Origin of the sequence: Geobacter sp. AOG2 (assembly GCF_019972295.1) — a bacterium.
GTDB lineage: Bacteria > Desulfobacterota > Desulfuromonadia > Geobacterales > Pseudopelobacteraceae > Oryzomonas.
On record NZ_BLJA01000001.1, the window covers coordinates 2125997 to 2151184 of the forward strand.

Here is a 25188-nt window from a genome sequence, read left to right on the forward strand (position 1 = left end):
TCATGCCGTTTCACTATCCATCCCCAGCTTCGCCAGCCTATAGCGGAACGACCGGAACGACATGCCCAGCAGTTCGGCGGCTTTTTTCTTGGCGCCGCCGGTCTTTTCCAGGGCCTTCAGGAGGTATTGCCGTTCCAGGTTTTCCAACAGCGGCTCCAGGAACATCCCCTCGTCGGGGATCGTCACGTCCGCGCTCAGACAGGGCGCCCTGCCCGCCGCCACCTGCTTCGGGAGATTGCCTTCGGAAATCAGTTCGCTGTCCAGGATCAGGCTGCGCTCGACAATGTTCTCCAGTTCGCGGATATTACCGGGAAAGCCGTAATTCATCAGCGCCTTGAGCGCGCCGGGGGAGACGGACGCCGGGGTGTCGGGATGGAGCTTGCGGCAGAAATGCTCCACCAGAAGGGGGATATCCTCGATCCGTTCCCGGAGCGGCGGCATGACGATCTGCACCACGTTGATACGATAATAGAGGTCCTCCCGGAAGCCGCCGTTTTTGATGTCCTCGTCCAGGTCGCGGTTGGAGGCGGTCAGCACCCGCACATCCGCCTTATAGACCTTGGCGTCCCCTACCCGCCTGAACTCGCGTTCCTGCAAGACCCTGAGCAGCTTGGTCTGCAACAGAAGCGGCAATTCACCGATCTCGTCCAGAAAAAGGGTTCCACCCTCGGCCTGCTCGAAAAGGCCGGGGCGGTCGGCCACGGCGCCGGTGAAGGCCCCCTTCTTATGGCCGAACAGCTCGCTCTCGATCAGGGATTCGGGGATGGCCCCGCAGTTGACCGCCACAAACGGCTTGGCTTTGCGCGGACTGCACTCGTGGATGGCGCGTGCCGCCAACTCCTTGCCGGTGCCGCTCTCCCCCAGGATCAGCACCGAACTCTGGCTGGAGGCGACCTTCTGGATCATGTCGAACAACTCGCGCATCCTGGCGCTCTTGCCGATGATCCCGCAAAAACCGTCCCGGTGTGCGACCTCCTGCCTGAGGATGGTGTTTTCCCGTTTCAGCCCCTGTTTCTCCAGCGCCTTGCTGATCAGGATCTTGATCTCCTCGTTCTTGAACGGCTTGGAGATGTAATCGTAGGCCCCCAGCTTCATGGCCTCCACCGCCTGGTCCGCGGCGGTAAACGCCGTCACCATCAGCACGGCGGTGTCCGGGGCCGTCTGCTTGATCCGGGCGAGCAGGTCGATGCCGTTCAGGCCGGGCATCTGCACATCCGAGATGACCAGATCGAACAGGGAGCCGTCGATCTGCCCGAGGGCCTCTTCCGCATTGGCCGCCACCGCCACCTGGTACCCCTCCCGCTCCAGCAGGATCGCCAGGAATTCGCGCATGCTCAACTCGTCATCGACGATCAGTATTCTGGTTTTCATGGGTACTCCTCATCACGTTTCTATCCTGGTTTCCGATTCGGAAAGGAGGAATTTTGCGTCCAGGCAAGGAAATCGAGGGGTTGCGCGGAGGCGTACATCGGTACGCCGCACAAGCAAGCCCGAAGATTGACGCCGCATGGGCGGAAAAGAACCCTTTCCGGACGGAAACTAGCCGATTCTGCGCAGGCCGTCGGCAATCCCGATCCTCACCGCCCTCCAGGTGGGAAATACGCCCGCCACCAGCCCGACCAGCAGGCAGAACGCCACGTCCAGATACAGGGTCGAGCGCTCGACCTGGAATACGGGGAAAAAGGCGCCCATGACCTGCCCGAACTTCGCCGCCACCGGGAAGGTCAGGCCAATGCCGACCGCACAGCCGGTCATGGCGATGAACAGCGACTCGCCGAAGACCATGCCGGCGATATAGTAGCCGCGAAACCCCATGGCCTTGAAGATGGCATACTCGCCGATCCGTTCGCGGGCGGTCATGGCCATGGTGTTGGCCACCACCGCCATGATGATGACGATCACCACATACGATACGATGCGGATGGCCACCACGATGGCCTCGGTCATGGAGATGAAGCTGAGCTGGAAGGCCTTTTCCGTCTCGGTCAGGGTTTCGGCCAGGGAGTTCTTGAAACGCGCATCCACGGCCAGGGATGTTTCAGCCGCCGTTTGCGGGTTTTTCAACCCCACGACGACCACCCCCACCTGGTCGGCCCGGCGGGACACCGTCTTTTTCAGGGTTTCGTTCAGATAATCCCAGTGGAAGAAGAACTGGTTCTCGTCGGTCGATTTCTCCGCGCCGCGATAGATGCCGCGCAGGACGAAATCCCACGTGCCGGGATAGATGGTGCCCTTGAGCGTGATGTTGTCGCCCACCTTCCACCCGAAGCGCTCGGCCAGCTTCCGCCCGGCCACGCACCCCTTGCGGTCGGTCACGAAGGCCCGCTCGGCTTCGGGCGAGAGCACGAACTCGGGATACAGCTCGAAATAGCTTTTCGGTTCGATGGCGAAATTCGGGAAAAAGTTCTTTTCCGTGATGTAGACGCCGCCGAACCAGTTGGCATAGGAGACCGACGCGACCCCCTCCACCTGCCGGATCTTTTCCAGATAGGAGATCGGCAGGGAAAAGGTCAGGGAGATGGCATTGCGGGTGATCAGGCGTGCGGTCGACGAGGCGTTGACCCCGGCATACCATGCGGTGATCACCGTGCGCAACAGGCCGAAGGCCAGGATGGCGATGGTGATCCCCAAGATGGTGAGCCCGGTGCGCATACGGTGGCGCAGGGCGTTCCTGGTGAGCAGTTTAAGCAGGAACATCGCTGAGCACGCCCTTTTCCAGGTGTCTGACGATATGGGCCTTTTCGGCGGCGCGCGGGTCGTGGGTCACCATGATGATCGTCTTGCCGAACTCGCTGTTCAGTCGTGCCATCAAGTGCAGGATCTCCTCGGCGGAAACCCGGTCCAGGTCGCCGGTCGGCTCGTCGGCCACCAGGATGGAGGGATCGCTCACCACGGCCCGGGCGATGGCCACCCGCTGCTGCTGGCCGCCCGAAAGCTGGGACGGGTAATGCTCCATGCGGTCGGCCAGACCGACCACCTCCAGGGCCGCCTCCACATGTTCGCGGCGTTCGCGGCGGCCGAGCGGCGTCAAAAGGAGCGGCAACTCCACATTCTCGAACGCGGTCAGGACCGGAATGAGGTTGTAGAACTGGAAGATGAAGCCCACGTGGGCCGCGCGCCAATCGGCTAGCTCACGCTCCCCCAGGGTAGCGATATCCACGCCGTCCACCACGATGGAACCGCGATCAACCGAATCGATACCGGCGATCAGGTTGAGCAGAGTGCTCTTGCCCGATCCCGACGGTCCCATGAGCGCCAGGAATTCCCCCTGGAAGATCTCGAAGGAGATATCCTCCAGGACCGGCACCACCTGGCTGCCGCGCTGGTAGGACTTGGCTGCGTTGCGGATGCTGACGACAATCCGCCGTTCCCCGGAATCAGGCATGTTCCTATTTATCCCCGGCCAGGCTGACCCTGGAACCGTCTTTCAGTTTATCCAGCGGCTTGAGCGCCACCTTGTCCCCGGATTTCACCCCGCCGACCTCCACCATATCGCCCACGGGAGCACCCCGCGTAACCGGCGTAAAGACCACCCGGTCCCCCTTGACGAGGTAGACCCCCTCGCGGCCGCCGGAGGTGACGATGGCCTCCGGCTTGACGGCGATGCGCGGACGCTGGTCCGCCTTTTTGGCCTCACGTTCCAGGAAGGCCACCTTGGCGCTCATCTCCGGCAGGATGTGGGGGTCGGAATCCACGAAGCGCACCTTGACCATGACCGAGGCCTTGGTGCGGTCGGCCGTCGGGACGATGGTATGCACGACACCGCGGAACCGGGCGTTCGGCAGGGCATCCAGGGTAATCTCGCACGGCTGCCCCGCCTTGACGATTGCCAGGTTGGATTCGGAGACGTCGGCCTCCACCTCCAGGGAACCGAGGTCCGCTATGGTCACCACGGCCGCCTTGGCATTGGCCGCCGCCCCCAGGGGGGTGATGAGGTCGCCCACGTCGGCGTTCTTGGTCAGCACCACGGCATCGAACGGGGCCCGGATCAGACTGTAATCGAAATTCACCGTGGCGCCTCGAAGCGCGGCAGCCGCGGAATGAATGCCGGCTTCGGCGCCCGCAACGCCGGCAACTGCCTTTTTATAACGGGCATAGGCGGCGTCGTATTCGGATTTGGCGACAATCCCCTCTTTCAGCAATTCCTTTTCACGCTGGAAGGCCTGTTTGGCATCGACCAGTTCCGCCTTGGCCTGTTCAAGCAAAGACTTGGCATTCTGGACGTTGGCCTCGTTCTGCCGCACGGTCGCATCCAGGTCCTTGTTCTCCAGCCGGGCGATAACCTGGCCGCTCGTAACCCGGCTCCCCTCCTCGACCCCCAGCCATTCCAGCCGGCCGGTGGTTTTTGCCGCCACCGACGCCTTGCGCTGGGCCACCACGTAACCGCTTGCGTTCAACAGGGTGAAGGACTGGGTAGGATACACCTGGGAAACGTTGATCGTGTCGATGGCGACGGAGTGCCGCTGCACCAGCAGCAGCACGATCCCGGCAAGGAGCACCACGGAAACGGCTGCCACAAGACGCGTGCGTTTGCCCGTGCCCCCCTTGGCCGAGGGCTGGCGGGATTTGTCGATGGTGAGACGGTCCAGCGAACCTGATGACATGAATTGTTTTCTCCGCAGATCTGGGGAATTCCATCCGTAAACAATGTGACGGTATTTCATACCATTATTACAACATAATGTGAAGTCCGAGTCGTTTTGATTTAAAATTAGTCACTCTACCCTGAATCCGTGACGCCGGATGCCGTAGCGTCGGGAAGAGCCGGGGCCCGCACGCCGCCATGTCGCGACAGTTCACGTACCCGGCCGGTACTCCGCCTGATGGTTGCAAACTCTTCAAACGTAAAGGCGGAGGCCTTCCGGACCAGCGGAGGCAGGGAGGCGTCGCGGATTCAGGGGACACGCCGCCATACGCGGGCATTTCGGCGCTTGCCATTTTTTTCCCGGCATGTCTGTATTTATTGAAAGTAATGTGCTATAGAAATGCTGTTTTGTGTTTACGGAGACGTATATGGTCTCCCCACCAATCAATTCCATGCAAGGGGGCAGCAATGAGTGAAATCGTAGATGTCTATGCTCGGGAGATTCTTGATTCCCGCGGGAATCCGACACTGGAAGTGGAAGTGTTCCTCGAATCCGGCGCCTTTGGGCGGGCGGCCGTTCCTTCCGGCGCATCCACCGGCGAACGCGAGGCGCTTGAGTTGCGCGACGGCGATAAGTCCCGTTATCTGGGCAAAGGCGTTCTCAAGGCGGTGGATAACGTCAACAACCAGATCGCCGACGAGATCATCGGCATGGAGTCCGACGACCAGGTCGGCATCGACATGAAGATGCTGGAGCTGGACGGCACCGAATACAAGAGCAACCTGGGCGCCAACGCCATCCTGGGCGTGTCCCTGGCCGTAGCGAAGGCGGCGGCCGAGGAGGCGGGGCAGCCTCTGTACAAATACATCGGCGGCGCCGGGGCCCGCGAGCTGCCGTTGCCCATGATGAACATCATCAACGGCGGCGCCCATGCCGACAACAACGTGGACATTCAGGAATTCATGATCATGCCCGCCGGGGCGAAGAACTTTGCGGAAGCCCTGCGCATGGGCGCCGAGGTCTTCCACGCCCTCAAATCCGTGCTCAAGGCCAAAGGCTACAATACCGCCGTCGGCGACGAGGGCGGCTTCGCCCCCAACCTGAAATCCAACGAAGAGGCCCTTGAAGTCATCATGGAGGCCATCGTCAAGGCGGGCTACAAGCCGGGCGAAGACGTGCTGCTGGCCCTGGACGTGGCCTCGTCCGAGTTGTTCAAGGACGGCGTCTATACCCTGGAGAACGAGGCGGAACCGAAAAAGAGCTCCGACCAGTTGATCGACTTCTACGAAAACCTGGTCAACAAATACCCGATCATCTCCATCGAGGACGGCATGGCCGAAAACGACTGGGACGGCTGGAAGAAGATGACCGACCGCCTGGGCAAACGCATCCAGATCGTGGGCGACGACCTGTTCGTCACCAACCCCAAGATCCTCAAGGAAGGCATCCAGAAAGGGATCGCCAATTCGATCCTCATCAAGCTCAACCAGATCGGCACCCTGACCGAGACCCTGGAAGCCATCGAGATGGCCAAGCGGGCCGGTTACACCACGGTCATCTCCCACCGCTCGGGCGAAACCGAGGACACCACCCTGGCCGATCTGGCCGTGGCGGTCAACGCCGGACAGATCAAGACCGGTTCGCTCTGCCGCACCGACCGGGTCGCCAAGTACAACCAGTTGCTGCGCATCGAGGACGAACTGGACAACGTGGCCCTGTTCAGGGGGCACGACGTATTCTACAACGTGAAGAAATAGGATGTAACGGTTGGATATTTAAGGCAGGGCTTTTAAAAATCCGCCACAGGGACACGGAGACGCAGAGGTTCGCAGAGAAAAGCGAAACAGCATGATTTTGGTCCACGAACGACACGAAATTACACGAACAAATCAGATATAAACCATTAAACACAAAAGGTTTATCTATCTGGATTCCGGTTTAACATGTTCGTGTTTTTCGTGTCGTTCGTGGACAATTGCTTTTCAATGATTTTACGGTGTTGCCTTCCTCCGTGTCTCTGTGTCCCCGTGGCGGATGTAAGGTTTTCGCATTCAGTGACCCCGCGGTTTCGCCCGCCGCGTCGGCTGTGCACTCCAGGGATCGTCCGGCCAGGGGTGTTTGGGGTACCGCCCCTTCAATTCCTTTTTCACCTCGTGGTAGGCGCCGTTCCAGAACCCCTTCAGATCCCGCGTGACCTGTATCGGCCTCCCGGCCGGCGACAGCAGGTGCAGCAGCACCGCCACCCTCCCCCTGGCTATGGCGGGCGTATCCGCCAGGCCGAACAACTCCTGCAGTTTGACCGCCAGCACCGGACAATCCCCGGCAGAGTAATCGAGCCTGATGCGGGAGCCGCTGGGCACTTCCAGATGGGTCGGGGCCAACTCGTCCAACAGCCGCTGGCTGCGGTAGTCCAACAGCCCGAGCAGCAACGGGGCGACAGGCAACGCCCGCACCTGCTGGGCGGTGCGCACCCCCTCCAGATGGGGCGCCAGCCACTCCTCCAACGTTTCGATCAGGTTCCCGTCCGACAGGTCGGGCCAGCCCTCCTCCGGCAGGGCCGTGCGCAGCAGCGCCACCCTCCCCTGCAGACGGCGCACCGGCTCACCCATGTCGAGCAGTCCCAAGCGGGACGCCCGCACCGCCTCCAGGACCACCGGGCAGGCTTCCTCACCGCGGGGCGTGTAGGGTGCGGACGAGAGCCGGAGTTCGCCGAGACGTTCCTCCCTGACCGCCACGACCCGCTTGTCCCGCTCGCTCCAGACGATTTCGTTCCGCTGTACGATCAGACCCGCGCATTCCTGGCGCAGGATATCCTCCCCGACCTCCGAGGCCAGATGGATGATCCCCTCCCCCTGACCGCCGCCGTCCACATCCACCGCCACGAGGTATTCGGCCTTCCGCGTCACACTGCGGGGCGAAAGCCGCGCGCCCCGGCCGCTCGCCAGCAGATACCGCCCCTCATCGTCCCCGCGTCGCCGGGCCGGCCGGTCGGGATAGGCGGCCAGGAGCAGCCGGGCTACCGCCTCGTCCAGGTCGACACGCTTGTCCTCACCCGCTGTGGGCGTCACCAGGCGCTCCAACTGGCGGCTCACCCGCTCGACCGCTTTCAGGGCGGCCGCGTCCGCTCCCGGTCCCCCGGAGCCGCCCCTGCGCCAGGCATGCAGATATTCCAGGCGTTCGACGATATCCGACGGTCCGACACGGGGAGCATGCCCGTTCCCGGCAGTGCGGAGGATGTCCCGCTCGGAGACCAGCGCCGCCAGATCGCACCCGAGCCGGGGACAGCCCAATTCCCCGGCGCGCAGCAAAAGCCGGCTCAGGCGCGGATGGAGCGGCAGGCGGACCATCATCCCGCCCAGGGGCGTGATGCGCTGTTGGGGGTCGAAAGCCCCCAGGGCGGCCAGCAGGCGCCGGCCCACGGCCAGGGCCGCCGCAGGGGGCGGGTCCAGCCACGCCAGGGTGTCCGGGTCGTGAACGCCCCAGGCAGCCAGTTCCAGCACCAGGGGCGACAGGTCGGTGTCCAGGATCTCCGGCGGGGTATGGGGCGTCATGGCGCTCAGGGTGTGGCGGCTGAACAGGCGGTAACAGACACCCGGCCCGAGCCTGCCCGCCCGTCCCTTGCGCTGTTCGGCGGAAGAGGCCGATTCGCGCACCGTCACCAGACGGTTCATGCCGCTGGCCGGATCAAAGCGGAGACGCCGGGACAGGCCGCTGTCGATCACCGCGCGCACCCCTTCGATGGTCAGGCTGGTCTCGGCGATACTGGTGGCCAGCACCACCTTGCGCTGCCTGCCGGGCTGGATGGCCCGCTGCTGTTCCTCAAAGGGGAGGTCGCCATAGAGCTGGTGGACCGCAACGCCCCGCTCCGCCAGGCCGCTTCCGGCCAGCAGCGAGGCGCAGGTGCGGATCTCGCCGCTGCCGGGCAGAAACGCCAGGACGTCCCCCCCGGTCTCGCGCACGACCCGGTGGACCGCGGCGGCCATGCGGTCGGGAAGACGTTCCCGGGAACGCTCGTCCAGATAGATCTCCTCCACCGGAAAGGAGCGGCCGGCGGAGCTCACCACCGGAGCGTCCCCCATGAGATGCGCCAGGGGTTCCACGTCCAGGGTGGCGGACATGACCAGGATCTTCAGGTCCGGACGCACCTGGCGCTGCACGTCCAGACAGAGTGCCAGCCCCAGGTCGGCCTGAATGCTCCGCTCGTGGAACTCGTCGAAGATCACCATCCCCACCCCTTCCAGCAGCGGGTCGTTCTGGATGCGGCGGGTCAGAATCCCCTCGGTGACGACTTCGACCCTGGTGGCGGGCGATACCCGGCTCTCGAAGCGGATGGAATACCCCACCGTCCGCCCGGCCTCTTCCCCCAGGGTGCGCGCCATCCAGCGGGCGGCCGACACCGCGGCGATGCGGCGCGGCTCCAGCATGACGATGCGGCCCGCTTCGGGCGGGATGACGTCCAGGAGCGCCAGGGGAACGCGGGTGGTCTTGCCGGCGCCGGTGGGGGCGTGCAGGACGGTGTTCGGGTGGTTTCGGATGGTGGCGAGGAGACCCGGAAGAACCACGTCGATGGGCAGAGGAGACATTACAGGGACTGTCCCGTCGACAGGGGTATTGGTCAAGGACGTTCCGCTCGTTTGAAACTCCGTTATCATGTGAACCTTTTTTGCCATCGGAACGATTTACCCTCGAAAAGGCGAGATATACCTATGGCCTGAGCAAATGTAAAGGACAATAGTGTTGTTACCAATTGCATTATGATGACGGACCCATGTGACGACATTGCATGGCGCAGCCCCGTCCTCGATTCAGATTTATAAGGAAATCCCACTAAATTTATAGTGAGTTTGAGGGTGACACTAGAACGGCCATATGTTAGTTTGTGCAAATAATTTTAGCCAAACGCCATCTGCGCAAATAGACGACACATCACTATCTTGGATTATGTCGAGAACTCTCAGGTTAAGACCGTGAACGAAAAACCGGCAACAAAGGCCGGACCGGCATGCCGACACTCACCTTGGACATCCACATGAAATATTTCCCAACGGCTGAACTGTTACACCGCCTCCGGCAAAAGTTATCTCTTTTGGAACTTGCCGAAAATATCAGTCGGCGGACATTTTTCCTGTCGATTCAACGCGGGTTGGTTCTTGTCCTGCCGCTGATCATGATCGGCGCTCTGGCTCTTTCACTCCGCAATTTTCCCGCCCAATCCCTGCATCTATTTCTTGATCATCTGTTTGGTCAAAACTGGCGGATCACCTGCGACAACATGATCTCAGGCACCTTCGGCATTGCTTCGCTTGCCGTGCTGTGTACATTCAGCAGTGCCATGACCATGCACCATAACCAGTGGCGCACGGGACAGTTTGTCAGTCCTGTCATGGTTGTCGTGGTGGTCTTGTCCTGTTTTTTTGTTGTGACAGCCCCGGCCGAATCCACCTCATGGGAGGCTGCTTTTTCCATGAGTCAGGGGTTTATGGTGGCCTTGTGCGTCGCGGCAGCCGGTTGCAGCCTGTTCCTTCGCCTCTCGCAGTGTAGCTGTTTCCAACTACCGCTTGGCGCGGTGGGCCATGATCCCATGGTGCGGGATGTCTTAACGGTCATGCCCGCCGGCATGGCGACAATCGCCGTTTTTGGGGCGATCCGGATAATCCTGGTGATGACGGGGATTCCTGATCTGTACCTGGCGACAAACAACCTGCTGATCTCCCTCTTTTCCCATGTTGGGCATGGCCTCGGTTTTGGCCTTGTCTATTCCGGCCTTTCGCAAATCTTCTGGTTTTTTGGTGCCCACGGTCCTAATCTTCTCTTTCCCATCGAGCAGAATTTTCTCGTTCCAGCCAGTATCGCCAACTCGGCTGTCGCGGCGTCGGGAGAGACACCATCCTTTATCTTTACAAAACCTTTTTTCGATGCTTTTACCCGTATGGGGGGCTCGGGCAGTACATTGTGCCTTATCGCCGCCATATTGCTCTACAGCCGGGATGGAGGCAATCGCAAACTTTGCCTGTTCGCCTTGATCCCCGCTTTATGCAATGTGAACGAACCCTTGCTTTTCGGTCTTCCCCTGGTCTTGAATCCCGTTTATTTCATCCCGTTCGTGCTGACTCCGATAACTCAAACCTTAATCACGTATGCCGCAATGGTTCTTGGTGTTGTGCCCCATCCCGCCCCCGGGGTAACCTGGGCTTGGACGACTCCGGTATTTGTCAGCGGCTTTGCAGCAACCGGGTCAGTATCCGGGGTTTTCATGCAGATGGCCAATCTTGCCATGGGGGTAGCGTTATATTACCCTTTTGTACGGCTTGCCGACGATTTGCGGGAGCGGCAGGGTATCTTGGGGCTGAATACCTTGTTACAAACAGCGACCGGTTGCGAAACGGGGCAGAGCGGCAGAAAATGCATCGACCGGCCAGGCGAAGAGGGACGTTTGGCTAAGGCCTTGGCTCACGATCTGCAAAACGTCCTGACCCATGACGCTACACAGCTTTTTCTCGAATATCAGCCCCAAATTAATGTCACCGAGAACCGCGTGCGCGGAGTGGAAGCCTTGTTGCGCTGGAATCATCCAACCTACGGGCGCATCCCCCCGCCGGTGACGATAGCCCTTGCGGAAGACACCGGTTGCATTGACCAACTCGGCCTGTTCGTGTTGAACCTGGCTTGTCGCCAACGAGCAGAATGGAAGGGCAAGCTACCAAACGACCTGGTGATTTCAGTGAATGTCTCTCCCAGCCAGTTGCTCAATCAACTCTTTTGCCCGGAGGTTGCCGACAGCCTGACACGCGCCGGACTACATCCCGATCAGCTTGAGCTGGAAATAACGGAGTCCACTGTTCTGGCGCCTGATGCCAGGACAATCGACACCTTGCGCCGCATCAGGAACTCCGGCGTCCATGTGGCGATCGACGATTTCGGCATGGGGCACGCATCGTTACGTTACCTCAAGGAACTTCCGGTGGATACGATCAAGATAGATCGTTCACTGACTGACGCATGCGAGGGCGACATCAACGACCATATTGTCCGCAGTATCGTGGAGTTGAGCCGGAACCTCGGTATGACGACGATAACAGAAGGGATAGAAAAGGAAGAACAACTGGGGCGTTTCCGACATCTCGGTTGTGAAATCTATCAGGGCTATCTGTTCAGTAAGCCGCTGTCTCATGCCGACTGCCTTGCCTTTATCCTCGCGCGGCAGGAACATTACGGGGTTGAGCGGAAGCACGCTCTGTGAACCGACCAATTTGCCGCTGTTTTTGCGAATTCGACATGCAAACAGAACCCCTTTGCCACGCCGTAAATGCCCCCCTTCCTTCCCAGGATTGGGGTCCTTCCCAATATCAGAGCAGCGCTAAAGCCTGATCAGGTCCTCATGTTCCTCGTCATGGGGATTGACGTGGATCATCACGTCCCCCACGTTGGGAAAACCGGCGAAGATCAGTTTTTTCACACTGGTGGCCACGTCGTGGGACTCCTTGACCGTCATGGCGGGGTCCATATCCAGCTTGAGGTCGATGATCATGTACTGGCCGGAACGGCGGGCGCGGATGCCGTGGACATGCTCCACCCTGGGCACGCTCTCCGCCAGGCGGGTGACCTCGCCGACGAAATCCGGCGGAGCGCTGCCGTCCATCAGGTCGTGGGCCGATTCCCGGAAGGTCTGGAAACCGATGTGCAGGATGAAGAACGAGGTCAGTCCGGCCGCCAGGGGGTCCATGATCCCCCAGCCGAAATAGGCTCCCCCCACCCCGACCAGGGTGGAGATCGAGGTGATGGCATCCTTGCGGTGGTCCTTGGCAACCGCCAGAAGCGCGGGACTTTCCAGGTGCACCCCGGTTTTCTGCGAAAAACGGTAGAGCCATTCCTTGATGAGGATGGTGGCAAAGGCCGCAAAAACGGCGATCAGGCCGGGCGATTTGAAGTCGCGGTCGATGACGGCATGCACCGATCCGACCAGGATCCAGGCGCCGGTTGCGACGATAACCATGGAGACGAACAGGGCCGACAGGCTTTCAGCCCGGCCGTGGCCGTAGGGATGCTGCTCGTCGAAGGGCTTGCGGCCCAGTTTGAGCGCAACCATGGTGGAGAACAGGGCGATGAAATCGCAGGCGCTCTCGATGCCGTCGGCAAACACGGCGTCCGAGCGCCCCCAGTAACCGGCGGCCAGTTTGAAGACCATCAGTACCGCGTTGACCCAGAAGCCGATGCGGATGACGCTCTCGGCCCTATCGAAACGTTCTTCACGCTGCATCGATCACTCCGCGGGACGCAGGTCCTTCACCCGCAACTGCAGGGTGGAGTTGCCGTTCCATTCGTTCATCTCCGGGAAAAAGGCTATATCAACCATACCAGGGACCTGACGGGACGCAAGGCGAAAGGCGATGGCGTTGAAGTGGCGTCCCTCCGCCGACAGGCGCAGGCGCAGGTGTCCGTCACCCACCATGCGCTGCTCCATGACCCGCACCCCGCGCATGAGCAGCGCCGGTTCGGGATTACCGGCGCCGAACGGTTCCAGCCGCTTCAACTCGCGGGCCAGTTCCGGCGTAATGTCGTCCGGCCGCGCCTCGGCGTCCATATCCAACTGCGCCACAAGGTCGCCGTCCGTCAGCAGCCGGGCCGCCTCGGCCTCGAAGGCGGCGGCAAACGATACGACGGCGTCGGCGCGCAGGCCTATGCCGGCGGCGTAACGGTGCCCGCCGAAACGCTCCAGGAACCCGGCGCAGGCCGTTATTGCATCCAGCAGGTGAAAGCCCGGGATGCTGCGGCCGGAACCCTTGGCGTTGCCCTCTTCATCGAGGCTGATCAGGATCGTCGGCCGGTGATACCGCTCCACCAGACGCGAGGCAACGATCCCCACCACCCCCTGATGCCAGTTCGGGGACGAGAGCACGATGCTCCGGCAACCGGGATACGCGCCGGACGCCTCCACCATGGCGATCGCCTCATCCAGGATGCGCCGCTCGACGGCTTGCCGCTCGGCGTTGGCGGCATCCAGTTCCGCGGCAATCCCCTCGGACTCCGCCTGGTCGGCGCTCAAAAGCAGGTCCACCCCCGGAACGGCGCTTTCCATGCGCCCGGCGGCGTTCAGGCGCGGGGCGAGACGGAAGCCGACCTGGCCGCAGGTGACGCCCCCCGTTATGCCGGCGACCCGCTTGAGCGCCCGGATACCCGGTTTTATCGAATTGGTGATCTGTCTTAAGCCGTGAAAAGCCAATATACGGTTCTGTCCGGTCAGGGGAACGACATCGGCGATGGTGCCCAAGGCCACCAGATCGAGCCAGTCGCGCAGGTCCGGCTCACCTGCGCCCGGAAAGCCCCCCTCGTCGCGCAGGGCCTTGCGCAGGGCCACCAAAAGGTTGAAGGCCACGCCGACGCCCGCCAGCGATTTGAAGGGATAGGGGCAGCCGGGCTGCACGGGATTGATGACGGCAAGGGCGGCAGGGATGGTCTCCTTGGGCAGATGGTGGTCGACAACGATCAGGTCGATCCCTTGTCCGGTACAGAACAACGCCTCATCGACCGCCGTAATACCGCAGTCCACCGACACGATCAGATCGGTTCCCAGGGCAATGATCCCCTGGATGGCCTCCCGGTTGAGCCCGTAGCCGTCATCGAAGCGGTTGGGGATGAAATAACGGCAGGAAAAGCCGGTCTGCCTCAGAAAGGAAACCAGCAGGGCGGTGCCGGTGATGCCGTCCACGTCGTAATCGCCGTAGATGCATACGGTTTCCCGATTGCGGCGCGCAGTCAGGAGCCGTGCGACCGCCGTATCCATCCCTTGCAACAGATGGGGGTCGAGCATGTCAGACAGCGACGGGGCGAGAAACGTGGCGGCCTCGTTGGCGGTTTCGATCCCCCGGGCGACGAGGACGGTTGCCGTAAGCCGGTGCAGCGAAGCATCTTCGGCCAGACGCGCCGCCTTTGTCAAATCCGTTTGTTTTGTATTCCACTTTCTGTGCACGGCGGTTATCATCCTTACCTGCGCTGTTTCCGTTGCGCGAGCAAAAAAAATCCCCCGGCTGGCGGGGGATTTTCTGATCTATTTCATGACCGGCGGTGTTCCCTTGGCGTACTGTTCGATCATGCCTTTGATCCGGATGCCGGTGGCGCTGGTCGGGTCCACCTCGACGTACCGCTTCCAGTACGGCACACCTTTTGCCGGCTGTTTCAGGTCGACGGCATAGACGATCCCCATGTTGTACAGACTCTGGAGATGCTTGGGATCGATCTTCAGCGCCCTTTCGAAATTGGCGATCGCCTTGTCGAACCACCCCACCCTGCGGTACATGACCCCCTGGTCGGTTAGCACATTGGTGTTGTTGGGGTCCAGCTCCAGGGCCTTGCCGTAGGCGTTTATGGCTTTCTGGGCCTGATCGGTGTCGAAGTAGTCGTTGCCCAGAGAGATCCAGACCGTGAGGTTTTTGGGGTCCTGCGCCACGATCTTTTCCGCTTCGGCAATGCGCCGCGCATAGTCGGTGGGCGTGCCGGAACCGGCCGGGATGGTCGGCATGGCCTGTTGTTCCTTATTGCTGGAGCTGATGCTGAACACGAGATAACCGCCTAAAAGACCAACAATCAACGCGACAACAGCTAAGAGAATAGTTTCGTTTTTCAATGGCTGTTTCTCCTTCTGAATTTCAATCCTTGATTCGGTCAGGCCTTGTCGCCCTGTTTCGCCAGAGCGCGGTTTTCGAGCAGGACCACGATGGGGCTGGCAACGAAGACCGATGAATAGGTGCCGACCAGCACGCCGATCAGGAGGGCAAGCGAGAAGTCATGGATCACTTCGCCGCCGAAGAGGAACAGTGATGCCGCGGCGAGGAAAACCGTCAGCGAGGTGACGATGGTCCGGGAAAGCACCTCGTTGATGCTGTTGTTGAAGATGGTCTGCATCGCCCCCTTGAGGTTTTTGTGCAGGTTCTCGCGGATACGGTCGAATACGACCACCGTGTCGGTCAGGGAATAACCGGCAATGGTCAGCACCGCGGTGATGAACAACAGGTTGATCTCCTTGTTGAACAGGTAAAAGACCGCAAACATGGCCAGGCAGTCATGGATTGTGGCCACGGTGGCGCCGATGCCGAACTTGAAGTCGAAACGCCAGGCGATGTACAGGATGATGCCCAGAAGCGAAATGGCCACCGCCACCAAAGTGTCCTTGCGCAGCTTGTCGCCGATGGAGGGGCCGATCTCGGTGGTGCTCTCCACCACATAGGGGTTGTCGGCGAACTCGGAGGAGAAGGAGGCCTTGACCGCATCGGCGGACTTGCCGACGGTGGCGCCGGCGTTTTTGTCGATCTTGATCAACAGTTTATTGCCATCCTTGATCTCCTGCAGGTCGACCCTGGCGATGCCGTGCTTGTGGAGCGCCGTGCGCGCATCCGCCATTGATATCGGCTTGGCGAACTTGAGTTGCATGGAGGTGCCGCCGGAGAAGTCGATCCCCATGTTTGCCGCCCCGCGGGCGATCTGGATGATGCCGACGATCCCCAGGATGGCGATGATCGACGATATGACGAACGAAATGTTGCGTTTTCCGATGAAGTCTATGTTGGTCTTGCCCAGAAGTTCCATGTGCTCCCCCTATATGCTCATTTTCTTGGCTGTTCCCTTGTGCAGGAACAGGTCGAAGGTCACCTTGGTGCCGATCAGCGAGGTAAACAGGTTGATGATGACACCCAGGCTGAGGGAAACGGCAAACCCCTTGACCGGACCGGTGCCGAACTGGAACAGCACCGCCGCCGTGATCAGGGTGGTGATGTGGGAGTCCATGATGGTCATGAAGGCCTTGTCATAACCGGCATCCAGGGCCGCCTTGGGACTCTTGCCCAATTTGAGCTCCTCGCGGATGCGCTCGAAGATAAGAACGTTGGAGTCAACCGACATACCGATCAACAGGACGATAGCGGCGATACCCGGCAGGGTCAGGGTGGCGCCCAAAGCCGCCAGCGCTCCCATCAGGTAGACCACGTTCAGCACCATGCCCAGGTTGGCCACCAAGCCGGACAGCTTGTAGTAGATCGTCATGAAGATAACGACCAGCACCACCCCGATCAGGCCGGCCATCAGGCCTTTGTTGATGGAGTCCTGCCCCAGGGAGGGGCCGACGGTCACGTTCTGAATGATCTTGACCGGAGCGGGGAGCGCGCCGGCGCGGAGCACGATTGCCAGGTCCGAGGCGGTCTTCTCGGTGAAGTTGCCCGATATCTGGGCGCTGCCGCCGGAGATGCGCTCCCGGATGACCGGGGCCGAATAGATGTTGTTGTCCAAAACGATGGCAAAACGTTTGCCCACGTTGGCGGCGGTCACCTGATCGAACAGCTTGGCGCCCAGGGAGTTGAACTCGATGGCCACGTAGGGCTGGTTGAACTGGGAATCGATGCGCACCTGGGCGTCGGTCAGCAGATCGCCGGTGATGAGCGATTTTTTCTGCAGCACGAACGGTGTCTCGCTGACGGCGCCGGTGGCCGGATCGACGGATTTTTCCTTCAGGATTTCCGAATCGTCGGGAATCGTGGCTGCGGACGGCGAGATATCCTCCCGGACCATCTTGAACTCAAGCCGCGCCGTGCGTCCGATCAGCTCGATGGCGCGCTGGGGGTCCTTGATGCCGGGAAGCTGAACGACGATGTGGTCCACGCCCTCCCGCTGGATGATCGGCTCGGAGACGCCGAACTGGTCTATCCTGTTCCTGATGGTCTCCAGCGCCTGCTGAACCGCCTTGTCCTTGCGGTCCTGGGCATCTTTCTCGCTCACCCGCAGATCCAGGGCGACAAAACCGCCTTCGTCGTGGAGAGGGCTCTGCTCATAGCCGGGATACTTGTCTTTGAGGAGCTTCTGCACCGTGTCGGCAGTCCCTTTTTCGTAAAGGACCAACGTCACCTTGTCGGAACCGGTCCGGCTGATTCGTTTGAAGTGGAGGTTTTTACTGGTCAGCGTGTCCTCAAGGTCGGTTGCCACGATGTCCAGGGTACCCTCGACCGCCTTCTGGGTATCGACCTCCAGTACGAGGTGGGTACCGCCCTGCAAGTCAAGCCCCAGATGGATCTTGTCCTTGGGCAACAGGCCGCTCCACCAGGAGGGCAGCTTGGGTACCAGGGTCGGGGTCAGGTAGAGAAACGACAGCAGGATGAAAATGCCTATAAGGCCAAAACGCCAGCCAATTCCTTTCGGCATGAGGCTCATTCTCCCTTCGATGTAATAACATTGTATACCGCGTCCTGCTCAGTGTCCTGCTTTTACACTAGTCCTTCTTGATGGTAGCGATGTAGCTCTTGGTGATCTTGATGTTGACGCCGGTGGCGATCTCCAGGGTCACCATGGTATCGTCGACCGACGTCACCTTGCCGTGCACCCCGCCGGCGGTAATTACGCTATCGCCCTTTTTGAGCGCATCCAGAAGCGTTCTGTGCTCCTTGGCCTTTTTCTGTTGCGGGCGGATCAACAGGAAATAAAAAATGGCGAACATCAAAACCAGCGGGATGATCTGCTGAAATGCAGCCATGCCGCCCGCCTGCCCTGCTGCCCCACCTGGGGGGCCAGCCATTGCGAATGCCAATCCAAACATTTAACTATCCTCCTTTTTTTGAGCCTGATTGTTCGTCTGACTATCGTAAAAATCCCGACGGAAGACATCCAGGCGGTCTTCACGAATCGCCTCGCGCATCCGGCGCATCAGATCGAGATAATAATACAGATTGTGCTGAGTATTCAACTGCGAAGCCAGAATCTCGCCGGCCCGGTAAAGATGCCGCAAATAAGCCCGGGAATAGGTGCGGCACACATGGCAGCCGCAGGCCGGGTCGAGCGGCCCCCCGTCCTCCTCGTACTGCTTGGCCTTGATGTTGATCCGCCCCTGGCTGGTAAAGAGCATGCCGTTACGGGCATTACGGGTCGGCATGACGCAGTCGAACATGTCGAAGCCGTGCCAGACCGCCTCGACCAGGTCTTCCGGGGCGCCGATCCCCATGATGTACCGGGGGGCGTCTTGCGGCATGAGCGGGGCGCAGCATTCCATCACCCCGTACATCTGTTCCTTTTCCTCTCCCACCGAAAGCCCGCCCAGGGCATAACCGTCAAAGCCGATGGCGCAGATCTCGTTCAGGCTGCGGGCGCGCAGGTCGTGATGCATACCCCCCTGGATAATGCCGAACAACTGCTGCCCCTCGCGGTGATGGGCTTCCTTGCAGCGTTTCGCCCAACGGGTCGTCATCTCCAGGGAGCGGCTGACATAGTCGTAATCCGCCGTGGCCGCCGGGCACTCGTCGAAACACATGATGATGTCCGCGCCCAGCGCTTCCTGGATCCTGATCGACAACTCCGGCGTCAGCACATGATAGGAGCCGTCCAGGTGCGACTGGAACTTGACCCCTTCCTCGCTGATCTTGCGCAATTCCCCCAGGCTGAAGACCTGAAACCCGCCGCTGTCGGTGAGGATCGGTCCCGACCAGTTCATGAAGCGGTGCAGGCCGCCCAGCGTTTCCACCAGCCGGTGGCCGGGACGCAGGTACAGGTGGTAGGTGTTGGCCAGGATGATCCGGGCGTGGGCCGCATGCAGATCCTCGGGGGTCATGGCCTTGACGGTGGCGTTGGTGCCCACCGGCATGAAGATCGGGGTTTCTATCTCGCCGTGGGGCGTTTTCAAAGAACCGAGGCGCGCTCCGCACGAGGCATCGCGGTGAATAACGGAAAAAGTGCCGGACACATACCCTCTCTCTACTATCATATCTGAATCCGTGATACCGCAGCGTCCGGAAGAACCGGAGCCCGCCCGCCGCCATGTCTCGACAACCCACCCGCCCGGCGGCACCCCGTCCGATCGTTGCAAACGCTTCAAACGCAAAGGCCGAGGCCTTGCTGACCGGCGAAGGCATGGAGGCGTCACGGGTTCAGGTCATATAATCAACATTGCATCGCCGTAGCTGTAAAACCTGAAACCGCGGGTAACGGCCTCCCGGTAGGCGTCGAGAACGAACTCCCGCCCGGCAAAGGCGGCCACCAGCATGAGCAGCGTCGATTCCGGGAGGTGAAAATTGGTTATCAGGCCGTCCACCACCCGGAAGCGGTAGCCGGGATAAATAAAAATATCGGCTTCACCGGCGCCGGCCCTGATGTTGCCGTCATCGTCGGCGGCAAACTCCAGCGCCCGGGCACTGGTGGTGCCGACCGCAACCACCCTGCCTCCCCGCTCCCTGGTGGAACGGACGGCATCGGCGGTTTCCGTGGGAATGGCATACCATTCGCGGTGGATGCGATGTTCTTCCACCTGTTCCACCCGCACCGGCTTGAAGGTGCCAAGCCCCGTATGCAGGGTCAACCGGGCGCTGCCCACCCCCTTGGCCTCCAGCTCGGCCAGCAGCTCACGGGTGAAATGGAGGCCCGCCGTGGGCGCGGCCACCGCACCGGGGACCTGTGCGATCACCGTCTGGTACCGTTCCCGGTCCTGCACGTCGTCATCGCGCTGAAGATACGGGGGAAGCGGTATGTGCCCCTCCCGTTCGAGCCACGTATCGAACGGTTCGGCGCCCGAAAACGCCACCCGCCACGATTCGGGCCCCTGGCGGGCGATCACCCGCGCCGTCATCCCGGCGGCAAGCAGAATCGGTTGCCCTTCCCGAAAGCGTTTCGACCCGCGCAGCAGGCATTCCCACTCGTCTCCCCCGGGGGATAACCGCTTCACCAGAAACAGTTCCACGCTCCCGCCGGTTTCCTTGGCGCCGAACAGCCGGGCCGGAATGACCCGCGTGTCGTTCATCACCAGCAGATCGCCGGGGCGCAGATGGTCCCCCAGGTGGGCGAAAACATCCTCGCCGATGGTTTTCGAACCGCGACCCAGGAGCATCAGGCGCGACGCGTCCCGTTCGGAAGCCGGATAACGGGCGATCAGTTCCTGGGGCAGGTGGTAATTGAAATCCTTAACAAACATAACCGTACGACCGTTCAGCGAATGTCAGAGAGCTTTTTCAGTTCCGTGCCGGGATAATAGTAGGAAAGGATCTCGGCATACGAAAAGCCTTCCAGAGCCCGTTGTTTGGCGCCCCACTGGCAGAGCCCCACGCCGTGCCCGTTGCCGAGGCCTGAGAATATGGCGTCCCCATTGACAACCTTGACGGTGAAATTGGTGCTTTTGATAATGCCGTAGCCTATCGCCTTGCGGAACTGGTTGCCGGGTACGGCGACCTCGCCCCGCCGGGTAACGGCGATGACATCCTTCAGCCGGCCGCTGCTGTTGCGAGCCCCGGCCCGGATATCGATCAGGCCCGTCGCCTTGTAACCGGCGGCCTTAAGTCTTTCCTCCAAGTCCCGCAGGCTCAGCTTCTGGTCCCAGGCGCTGGACGGCGACAACCGGCAGTACTGGCAATCGACCCCCTTGAGATAGGGAATGCTCATTCCCCATACATTCTCCGCCGCCTCGGTCTTGCCGCCGCAATTGGAGTGATAGAAGGCCTGGATGATGGCGCCGTTGTAGGTCAGCACCTCGCCCGCGGTTTCCGAGACCCCCCGCCGGGCGCGGTTATCCTCGATCTCGCAGCCGTTGTACACCTGGTCGATAACCGACGATTCGAGATGATACAGCGCATCGCGCCGGGATTCTCTCCGGTTGACGGCATAGGTCCTGGCGATCACCGCCTGGGCCTTGATCGCCTCGATCGGCCAGGCGGAGGAGATCTCGCAATTGATCAGGCCGACCAGGTAGTCCTCAAGAGGCAACTCGTTGACGACCAGCAAGCCCTTATCGTTAAAACGTATCTCGGCAACCCCGCGATACCGCTTGCCGTTGATGGAAACCGCCGACGCCGCCGAGAAGACCAGCCGGCGGTAAGGCACGCCATCCACAAGCACATCGTCCCGGCCCGCCTTAACGGCAACAGGGGGGTTCAGGGCAACGGCGGCGCCGTTTTCCCGGAGTGCCAGGAGGCCGTTACCGTCAACGGTGACACCGGGGGCGTTCTTGACAATGGCGACCCTGATCGTATCCACCGACAGCGCGGCATCGCACCTGCGTCCCGCCAAAACGACAAAGGCCGCCGCAATCAACAACCCAGCCATAACTATGCGTATTTTTGTCATCTGCAAAACTTGATGATAAGACCACACAAAGAGGCTGTATGTCAATTTGTTTTAACATCCGGCCGCCGTGCGACGGCCGCCAAATTTACCATTGAAATGTGGGGGGAGACTCGTTACACTGCTGCCGCAATGACTCTCCATTATACGAATAGAGCGCCTTTACCCCCGCGACGTCGCCATGCCTCCCCCGGCAGGGTCCGGCAATGAGCGCGCTCCTCTCGATCAAACATCTGAGCACCTGCTTCAGAACCCCGCAAGGGGTCCTGGCGGCGGTCAACGACGTCAGCCTGGAGGTCCGCAAGGGGAGCACCGTGGCCCTGGTGGGCGAATCCGGGTCGGGCAAGTCGCTGACCGCGCTCTCCATCATGCGCCTCATCCCCTCGCCCGGTTTCATCAGCTCCGGCGAGATCACGTTCGACGGCACCGATCTCGTCCCGCTCCCGGAGGAGGCCATGCGCTCCATCCGGGGCAGCAGGATCTCCATGGTGTTCCAGGAGCCCATGACCTCCCTCAATCCGGTTCTGCGCATCGGGGAACAGGTTACGGAGCCGCTCCGGCTGCACCGCGGCATGTCGCGCCGGGAAGCCGAGGCCTGCGGGGCCGACTTGCTGCGCAAGGTGGGGATCCCGTCGTCCGGGGACCGCATGCGCGACTATCCCCACCAGTTGAGCGGCGGCATGCGCCAGCGGGTCATGATCGCCATGGCCCTGGCCTGCAGCCCGGCGCTCCTGATCGCCGACGAACCGACGACCGCGCTGGATGTCACCATTCAGGCCCAGATCCTGGAACTGATCGACTCCCTCAGGCGGTCGGAGGACATGGGCATCCTGCTGATCACCCACGATCTGGGTATTGTGGCCGAACGGTCGGAGCGGACCTGCGTCATGTATGCCGGGCGCATCGTGGAATCGGCCCCGACGGCGGAACTTCTCGGCGCCCCCCGGCACCCCTATACCGCGGCGCTTCTTGCGTCCCTCCCCCAGAACGCCCAGCCGGGACAGCCGCTTGCCACCCTTCCGGGACAGCCTCCCGGCCTGACGAAGCAACTGTCCGGGTGCGGCTTTTGCGAGCGCTGCCCCCATGCGGAGCCCCCGTGCCTGACCCAGGTCCCCGAGCTGGAAGAGGTCTCTCCCGGCCATCTCGTCCGTTGCTGGAAACGCCTATGACAGAGAATCAACCGCTACTCGGCGGAGTGAAACTCCGCAAACAGTTCCGCGTCAGCGCCGGTCCCGCCTCGCAAACAGGGGTGCTCACCGCGGTGGACGAGGTGGATGTGGAGATCGCCAGGGGAGAAACCGTCGGCATTGCGGGCGAATCCGGGTGCGGCAAATCGACCCTGGCCAAGCTCCTGGCCGGCCTCTTGCCCTCCGACGGCGGCGAGGTCCGCTACCGCGGTACGGCCATCGACACCCTCTCCCCGGCGGAACGGAAACAATTCCGGCAGCGGACCCAGATGATCTTCCAGGACCCCTTTTCCTCCCTGAACCCGCGCATGCGCATCGGCGATTCGATCGCCGAACCGCTGGTCATTGCCGGAGGCGCTTCCCGGCAGGCCATCCGCGCCAAAATGCTGGAGCTGCTGGAGTCGGTCGGCCTGAAGGCCGAGCACGCCGACCGTTTCCCCAACGAATTTTCCGGCGGTCAGCGCCAACGCATCGGCATAGCGCGGGCCCTGGCCTCGTCGCCCGAGATCATCATCGCCGACGAACCGGTCTCCTCTCTCGACATCTCCATTCAGGCCCAGATCATCAACCTGCTCCAGGCCATGAAGTCCGAGCACCACCTGACCATGATCATCGTGTCCCACGATCTTTCGGTGCTGCGCCATGTATGCGACCGGGTGCTGGTCATGTACCTGGGGGTCATCGTGGAGAGCGCCCCGGCTGCCCAGCTCTTCCAGCATTTCCAGCATCCCTATACCGAAGCGCTGATCGCGGCCATCCCGCGCATCGCCGGGCAACGCCGCGACGCGCCGGTCCTCCTGGCCGACGACCTCCCCTCGCCCCTCGCCATCCCCGGCGGCTGCCGTTTCCATCCCCGCTGCCGCTACGCCGCCGAAATCTGCCGCACCACCCCACCCCCTCTGGAGGAGAAACGGGACGGCCATTTTGCCGCCTGTCACCTGAGCAGGGACATCTTCGCCGGCTGACCAGCCGCCTGCTTTGGATACCATTTAAAGTTCTCCAGGCATTTTCTCTTTAACAGCATGGGCCGGTATAGGGGCTTAAATAGGAAAACTCCCCATTTTAAGCCCTTGATGCAGGTGGAAAACCGGCCACCGAAAACAGACTGGGGTTGAAAAATTCACCCCTCACGATCCGGGGCGGACGGCGGCAACTTTCATGGTCGGCATGGGGTTGGTATGGGGGTTATGGATGAAATCATCGACACGGTGTTGAACGACGTCAAGCAAGGCGTGATCCTTACCAACAATTGTCATAAGCACGACAAGGAAAAGAACAAACCCTGGAAAGCTTAGGAGCGCAAATTTAACAGCAACATCATCGGCATAGACAGCAAGGTTACTCCGTTGAGGCGCAAGGTCGCTTGAGGTGGATTGAAATAATTTATTAGATAAAGATAAAAGAGATAGTGTGCGAAGGCGGCTTGGCTTACGCCGATCCTGGACCGTGTTTCGATGATCTCGGCGGGGTCATTTCCATAACTGGCGTAAGGCACGCTTCGTCGAATTCGCGCATGGTCCTCGCATCAATCAACCCAATTTCATGCAGGTCTTGCGCCGTTTCGTGCGCCGCCTCCATGGCTTCACTTTTATACGCTCTAACTCTCTTCCTCATCCGTAGGTAACCTCCGAGGTTCGGCCGCGTCCTGGTTGATAATCCTGACCGTCATTTTGCCACCCCCAGGAACACGGCCAGGCACCGCTCAATCTCCACCAGCGTATCTGCATCAACGTGCCCGAATGCCGGCCCTATCATGTCGTACTTGACGGTCATGGCCTTGTCCACCATTACCTGGGAAGGCTTCTGCAAGCCGTTCTCGCTGCTTGGCTGGACGGTGACACGCAACAGCGGGGCTTCCACCAGCGTGCTTGTCACCGGCAACACAGTAACAGTGCTATGCCCGTTGAACTGGTCGGACTGGATCACCAGGGCGGGCCTTGGCTTGCCAAAGTCACCTTGCATAGCAATGGTGACAAGCTCTCCGCGCCTCATTCAGTCCACCCATCCACGTCCGCCAAGGCTTCATCCATGAAACGTTGCATATCCGTGTCGGCTTTGTCGGCTTGTGCCACAAGCCGGGATTGACGGCGGCATTCTTCGGCAAAGCCCGGTCGCCGGGTGTCCGGCACCCAAATCTGCACAGGCCGCAGACCTGCGGCACGCAGGCGATCTCTGTGGCTTTGTACTCGTTGTCTAACAGATTGGGTTCGCATAAAAACATCCTCCTTTTGTTACATGTAACACCAGGCCGAAAGGATGTCAAGGGGTATTGCCCGGCATTGCCTGGGTGTCAATGCGGCGGTAGCTTGTCATTTTCAGATTATTTCACTTTCAAGGGCTGA

21 protein-coding genes are annotated in these 25188 nt (G+C 60.9%); 5 read left to right on the forward strand and 16 right to left on the reverse strand.

Translation table 11 applies throughout. The features are described from left to right. The 4 genes from LDN12_RS09580 to LDN12_RS09595 form a co-directional block, all read right to left on the reverse strand. Entirely contained in the window at window positions 1-1371 is a 1371-nt protein-coding gene (locus tag LDN12_RS09580) for a sigma-54 dependent transcriptional regulator (RefSeq protein ID WP_223922450.1), read from the reverse strand. 168 nt (window positions 1372-1539) lie between these two features. After that, entirely contained in the window at window positions 1540-2697 is a 1158-nt protein-coding gene (locus tag LDN12_RS09585) for an FtsX-like permease family protein (protein ID WP_223922451.1), read from the reverse strand. Then, window positions 2684-3385 carry an ABC transporter ATP-binding protein gene (locus LDN12_RS09590; RefSeq protein WP_223922452.1) on the reverse strand — a complete coding sequence of 234 codons (702 nt, stop codon included), beginning with the start codon at window positions 3383-3385 and terminating at the stop codon, window positions 2684-2686. The genes LDN12_RS09585 and LDN12_RS09590 overlap by 14 nt, the downstream gene beginning before the upstream one ends. Before the next feature lie 4 nt (window positions 3386-3389). Next, window positions 3390-4604, reverse strand: a complete 1215-nt coding sequence (locus LDN12_RS09595; RefSeq protein WP_223922453.1) for an efflux RND transporter periplasmic adaptor subunit — start codon at window positions 4602-4604, stop codon at window positions 3390-3392. 449 nt (window positions 4605-5053) lie between these two features. On the opposite strand from LDN12_RS09595, the gene eno reads away from it, so the two are divergent. Continuing rightward, window positions 5054-6343, forward strand: a complete 1290-nt coding sequence (gene eno / locus LDN12_RS09600) for a phosphopyruvate hydratase (protein ID WP_223922454.1) — start codon at window positions 5054-5056, stop codon at window positions 6341-6343. Window positions 6344-6637: 294 nt separating this feature from the next. Here eno and hrpB read toward each other — a convergent pair whose 3' ends face one another. After that, window positions 6638-9169 (reverse strand): ATP-dependent helicase HrpB, encoded by a 2532-nt coding sequence (gene hrpB, locus LDN12_RS09605; RefSeq protein ID WP_223922455.1) that lies wholly within the window; start codon window positions 9167-9169, stop codon window positions 6638-6640. 419 nt (window positions 9170-9588) lie between these two features. Between hrpB and LDN12_RS09610 the strand changes: the two genes are divergently transcribed. After that, window positions 9589-11826 (forward strand): EAL domain-containing protein, encoded by a 2238-nt coding sequence (locus tag LDN12_RS09610; RefSeq protein ID WP_223922456.1) that lies wholly within the window; start codon window positions 9589-9591, stop codon window positions 11824-11826. Between the two features lie 117 nt (window positions 11827-11943). Here LDN12_RS09610 and LDN12_RS09615 read toward each other — a convergent pair whose 3' ends face one another. The 7 genes from LDN12_RS09615 to tgt all read right to left on the reverse strand — a co-directional run bounded on the left by LDN12_RS09615 (window position 11944) and on the right by tgt (window position 19317). Then, window positions 11944-12843: a cation diffusion facilitator family transporter gene (locus LDN12_RS09615; RefSeq protein WP_223922457.1), complete on the reverse strand. Its 900-nt coding sequence runs from the start codon at window positions 12841-12843 to the stop codon at window positions 11944-11946. 3 nt (window positions 12844-12846) lie between these two features. Further along, window positions 12847-14565, reverse strand: coding sequence for a single-stranded-DNA-specific exonuclease RecJ (recJ, locus tag LDN12_RS09620; RefSeq protein WP_374045048.1), 1719 nt, complete (start codon window positions 14563-14565; stop codon window positions 12847-12849). 66 nt (window positions 14566-14631) lie between these two features. Then, window positions 14632-15207, reverse strand: coding sequence for a tetratricopeptide repeat protein (locus LDN12_RS09625; RefSeq protein WP_223922459.1), 576 nt, complete (start codon window positions 15205-15207; stop codon window positions 14632-14634). A gap of 38 nt (window positions 15208-15245) precedes the next feature. Beyond that, window positions 15246-16166, reverse strand: a complete 921-nt coding sequence (gene secF, locus LDN12_RS09630) for a protein translocase subunit SecF (RefSeq protein ID WP_223922460.1) — start codon at window positions 16164-16166, stop codon at window positions 15246-15248. A 9-nt stretch (window positions 16167-16175) separates the two neighbouring features. Then, window positions 16176-17768 carry a protein translocase subunit SecD gene (gene secD, locus LDN12_RS09635; protein ID WP_223922461.1) on the reverse strand — a complete coding sequence of 531 codons (1593 nt, stop codon included), beginning with the start codon at window positions 17766-17768 and terminating at the stop codon, window positions 16176-16178. Between the two features lie 67 nt (window positions 17769-17835). Then, complete coding sequence (gene yajC, locus LDN12_RS09640; protein WP_223922462.1) at window positions 17836-18159, reverse strand: preprotein translocase subunit YajC; 324 nt, start codon at window positions 18157-18159, stop codon at window positions 17836-17838. Further along, the gene (gene tgt / locus LDN12_RS09645) at window positions 18160-19317 is read right to left on the reverse strand and encodes a tRNA guanosine(34) transglycosylase Tgt (protein ID WP_223922463.1); all 1158 of its coding nucleotides are present in this window, start codon (window positions 19315-19317) and stop codon (window positions 18160-18162) included. 53 nt (window positions 19318-19370) lie between these two features. On the opposite strand from tgt, the gene LDN12_RS17880 reads away from it, so the two are divergent. Then, window positions 19371-19493, forward strand: coding sequence for a hypothetical protein (locus tag LDN12_RS17880; protein ID WP_274382206.1), 123 nt, complete (start codon window positions 19371-19373; stop codon window positions 19491-19493). Here LDN12_RS17880 and queA read toward each other — a convergent pair. After that, window positions 19486-20517, reverse strand: coding sequence for a tRNA preQ1(34) S-adenosylmethionine ribosyltransferase-isomerase QueA (gene queA, locus LDN12_RS09650; protein ID WP_223922464.1), 1032 nt, complete (start codon window positions 20515-20517; stop codon window positions 19486-19488). The two genes, LDN12_RS17880 and queA, sit on opposite strands and share 8 nt — an antisense overlap. A gap of 14 nt (window positions 20518-20531) precedes the next feature. Continuing rightward, a complete protein-coding gene (locus LDN12_RS09655; protein WP_223922465.1) occupies window positions 20532-21662 on the reverse strand; it encodes a SpoIID/LytB domain-containing protein in 1131 nt (376 codons plus the stop codon). A 203-nt stretch (window positions 21663-21865) separates the two neighbouring features. Between LDN12_RS09655 and LDN12_RS09660 the strand changes: the two genes are divergently transcribed. Both LDN12_RS09660 and LDN12_RS09665 read left to right on the forward strand, forming a co-directional pair. Further along, on the forward strand, window positions 21866-22828 hold the full coding sequence (locus LDN12_RS09660; protein WP_223922466.1) for an ABC transporter ATP-binding protein: 963 nt from the start codon (window positions 21866-21868) through the stop codon (window positions 22826-22828). Further along, on the forward strand, window positions 22825-23811 hold the full coding sequence (locus LDN12_RS09665; RefSeq protein ID WP_223922467.1) for an ABC transporter ATP-binding protein: 987 nt from the start codon (window positions 22825-22827) through the stop codon (window positions 23809-23811). Before LDN12_RS09660 ends, LDN12_RS09665 begins: the two co-directional genes overlap by 4 nt. Window positions 23812-24511: 700 nt before the next feature. On the opposite strand, the gene LDN12_RS09670 is transcribed toward LDN12_RS09665, so the two are convergent. Both LDN12_RS09670 and LDN12_RS09675 read right to left on the reverse strand, forming a co-directional pair. Further along, window positions 24512-24838, reverse strand: a complete 327-nt coding sequence (locus LDN12_RS09670) for a type II toxin-antitoxin system PemK/MazF family toxin (protein ID WP_223922468.1) — start codon at window positions 24836-24838, stop codon at window positions 24512-24514. Beyond that, a complete protein-coding gene (locus tag LDN12_RS09675) occupies window positions 24835-25059 on the reverse strand; it encodes an antitoxin MazE family protein (RefSeq protein WP_223922469.1) in 225 nt (74 codons plus the stop codon). The genes LDN12_RS09670 and LDN12_RS09675 overlap by 4 nt, the downstream gene beginning before the upstream one ends. Window positions 25060-25188: the final 129 nt, after the last annotated feature.

What these genes read in the sequence shown, in the direction of transcription:
- yajC (WP_223922462.1), bottom strand. Translation starts at nt 18,159, where the DNA reads ATGTTTGGATTGGCATTCGCAATGGCTGGCCCCCCAGGTGGGGCAGCA.
- eno (WP_223922454.1), top strand. Translation starts at nt 5,054, where the DNA reads ATGAGTGAAATCGTAGATGTCTATGCTCGGGAGATTCTTGATTCCCGC.
- LDN12_RS09665 (WP_223922467.1), top strand. Translation starts at nt 22,825, where the DNA reads ATGACAGAGAATCAACCGCTACTCGGCGGAGTGAAACTCCGCAAACAG.
- secD (WP_223922461.1), bottom strand. Translation starts at nt 17,768, where the DNA reads ATGCCGAAAGGAATTGGCTGGCGTTTTGGCCTTATAGGCATTTTCATC.
- LDN12_RS09660 (WP_223922466.1), top strand. Translation starts at nt 21,866, where the DNA reads ATGAGCGCGCTCCTCTCGATCAAACATCTGAGCACCTGCTTCAGAACC.
- LDN12_RS09670 (WP_223922468.1), bottom strand. Translation starts at nt 24,838, where the DNA reads ATGAGGCGCGGAGAGCTTGTCACCATTGCTATGCAAGGTGACTTTGGC.
- LDN12_RS09585 (WP_223922451.1), bottom strand. Translation starts at nt 2,697, where the DNA reads ATGTTCCTGCTTAAACTGCTCACCAGGAACGCCCTGCGCCACCGTATG.
- LDN12_RS09595 (WP_223922453.1), bottom strand. Translation starts at nt 4,604, where the DNA reads ATGTCATCAGGTTCGCTGGACCGTCTCACCATCGACAAATCCCGCCAG.
- queA (WP_223922464.1), bottom strand. Translation starts at nt 20,517, where the DNA reads ATGTTTGTTAAGGATTTCAATTACCACCTGCCCCAGGAACTGATCGCC.
- recJ (WP_374045048.1), bottom strand. Translation starts at nt 14,565, where the DNA reads ATGATAACCGCCGTGCACAGAAAGTGGAATACAAAACAAACGGATTTG.
- LDN12_RS09590 (WP_223922452.1), bottom strand. Translation starts at nt 3,385, where the DNA reads ATGCCTGATTCCGGGGAACGGCGGATTGTCGTCAGCATCCGCAACGCA.
- LDN12_RS09580 (WP_223922450.1), bottom strand. Translation starts at nt 1,371, where the DNA reads ATGAAAACCAGAATACTGATCGTCGATGACGAGTTGAGCATGCGCGAA.
- secF (WP_223922460.1), bottom strand. Translation starts at nt 16,166, where the DNA reads ATGGAACTTCTGGGCAAGACCAACATAGACTTCATCGGAAAACGCAAC.
- LDN12_RS09655 (WP_223922465.1), bottom strand. Translation starts at nt 21,662, where the DNA reads ATGACAAAAATACGCATAGTTATGGCTGGGTTGTTGATTGCGGCGGCC.
- hrpB (WP_223922455.1), bottom strand. Translation starts at nt 9,169, where the DNA reads ATGTCTCCTCTGCCCATCGACGTGGTTCTTCCGGGTCTCCTCGCCACC.
- LDN12_RS09615 (WP_223922457.1), bottom strand. Translation starts at nt 12,843, where the DNA reads ATGCAGCGTGAAGAACGTTTCGATAGGGCCGAGAGCGTCATCCGCATC.
- tgt (WP_223922463.1), bottom strand. Translation starts at nt 19,317, where the DNA reads ATGATAGTAGAGAGAGGGTATGTGTCCGGCACTTTTTCCGTTATTCAC.
- LDN12_RS09610 (WP_223922456.1), top strand. Translation starts at nt 9,589, where the DNA reads ATGCCGACACTCACCTTGGACATCCACATGAAATATTTCCCAACGGCT.
- LDN12_RS09675 (WP_223922469.1), bottom strand. Translation starts at nt 25,059, where the DNA reads ATGCGAACCCAATCTGTTAGACAACGAGTACAAAGCCACAGAGATCGC.
- LDN12_RS17880 (WP_274382206.1), top strand. Translation starts at nt 19,371, where the DNA reads ATGTCTCGACAACCCACCCGCCCGGCGGCACCCCGTCCGATCGTTGCA.